Consider the following 2,191-nt stretch of genomic DNA (forward strand, 5'->3'; position numbering starts at 1 on the left):
GGTTTGATCATGGTGTAGCTCCTATAAGAATGGAGCCGCCCAGAACTGTCGCTAAACAGAAAGGTGGCAGCTGTACGCAGGTTAGCGAACCGGTTATAGGCACCCGGCAGACCCGAGGGTCTCCCGCATACAGCCACCATAGCGGAGCCGCAGACATTGAATCCGCGACAAAGCATGGAACGCTGATGCACCTATTTTATAAGTCGAGTCGCTAAACCCGATCGCTGATTCGTCAGCGACCGACCCACAATAGAACCCGCCCCCAAGGCGCACAAGCCGGCGGATTCTGGCGCAGGTGTAGGCAATGGCGCAAGGTGCTGTGGGTTGTCGGAAGAAACGTTAAACGCATTTAAACAGTTGATCCCAAAAGCAAAAGATCGCAGCCTTCGGCAGCTCCTACAGGGGGATCTGTATTTCCGTGTAGGAGCTGCCGAAGGCTACGATCTTTTAGCGTCCGAAATTAGGGGGCGATTGATAAATCGTCTCCTTATTCCCTTTATTTCCCGCTGGATTCAACTCCAGTGAAAGTGCGTAATTCCAAAATTAACTAGTGCGCTAGGGGGGTTGATTGTGAGTGTCACACGACTGAAGTATGTTTCTGATCTAAAAAACATATGATGGTTATTAGCGAGTTCATCCACAAGGCTGTAGTGTTTCGAAGCAATTAACTGACCACTTTTACCGTAAATGTTCATTGTTCCAGAGATGGTCCCGTCGGCCCATCCATCTGGTTGCACAAATATTCCAAGGGAAATGCCTTTAACCTCTGTGCCACCAGCAAAGTCGAACTGTATGTGTGTTTGAGTATTACTACACCACATGACAGGAAAACCTTCGTATGGCCCGATTCTTCCATCCCCACTAATGTACTTGACCACGAGCCCGCTAGTGAGCCGCTTCTCGACATTAGTAGGGAAAGTGGTGGACGGGTCACGCGTGAGATCTTCAAGGCCGGACGCAGCCTTTGATATGTTCAACATTCTGCTTGCCTCGCTGCCGCCGCCATACAAAGCTTTGGCCTTGATTGTGTGTGCACCGTCCAACAAGTTGGTCAGTTGATATGTCCACTTGTTGTTGGTACCCGCCGTTGCAATCGCTCCGGAAATGGGAACGTTGTTGTCGTAAAGTTGCACTTTCAAGTAAGCATTAGCTGTCCCCTCGACAGTAATCGCGTTCCGAGTAGTCCACCCGTTCTGATCGATGATTTTGTCCGTATCGGTTTCCTTGATCAGATCGATACTCGCGTTTATTTCCGGCACCGACGTAAACCGCCACACATTCGACGCTGGATTGCTCCCGTATTGCCCGACGGCCTTGATGCTGTGCAGCACGTTCAGCGCCAGGCCATTCAGGGGGATCAACCATGTTCCGCCAGTGGCGGTCACCTTGCCCTTGGACTCCGCCCCATCAAAAATTTCCACCTGCTGCCCGGCAGGCGCAGTGCCGTTGACGGTGACGTTGTTGCGCACGCTGTAGCCATTGTCAGGAATGTCCCAACCGCTGGCGTCTTTCACGCCGCTGATCACGGGTGCCACCAGTGCAACCGTTCTGACGGTGTAGGTGCGCAGCGGGAAGGTCACGGCTTCGGCTTCATTGGTGGATTTTCCAAAACCGACCTTGAACACGATATTGAGTGCGCTGCCTTCCCTCAGCTTTTTCAGTTCAGTATTGGCGACACCATGCTGATACCCGTTAGTGACCCAGTTCTGGTCGACGAAAGCGCCGGAGTTCGACTGCCAGATCACAAAGTTGTACGCCCTGCCGTCCGCGTATGTTCCATTCAGGCTCAAAAAGACGGACTGACGTATTGCAATCAAACCCCAGGGGTCGAATCGCAGGGTGGCATTACCGGTCAGGTTCGCTACGTTGAGTTCGATGCCGTTCCCGGCATCAGCAGCCTGCAGAATACGGGGTTTGGGCAACGCGCTAACCGGCAATGCCAGCACACTCAAGGTCAACGCTGGTGACGTCGGCAGCGCAACCCCGCCGCGAGTGACGGTGTAAGTGACGGTCACCGTTTTGTTCAGGTTGAACGCCACCACGGAGTTGGGCAGCGGGATTGGCTGCGGTTGCGTACCGGCATTGATCAGGGCTGTGGTGTGCGAACCTTCGGCCGGTGTGCCGGGTGCGCCAGTCCAGGTAACGGTCAGCTTGTCGCCGGCCTGCATCGGGTAATTGATGATGGCGGTCA

At 53.8% G+C, this 2,191-nt stretch carries 1 pseudogene; it reads right to left on the reverse strand.

The annotated features are described in order from the left end of the window. Positions 1-512 precede the first annotated feature (512 nt). Positions 513-2,191, reverse strand: a pseudogene (locus DBR18_RS27475) (hypothetical protein); the annotation flags it as partial.

It is taken from the genome of Pseudomonas sp. HMWF021 (assembly GCF_003061005.1).
Lineage (GTDB): Bacteria > Pseudomonadota > Gammaproteobacteria > Pseudomonadales > Pseudomonadaceae > Aquipseudomonas.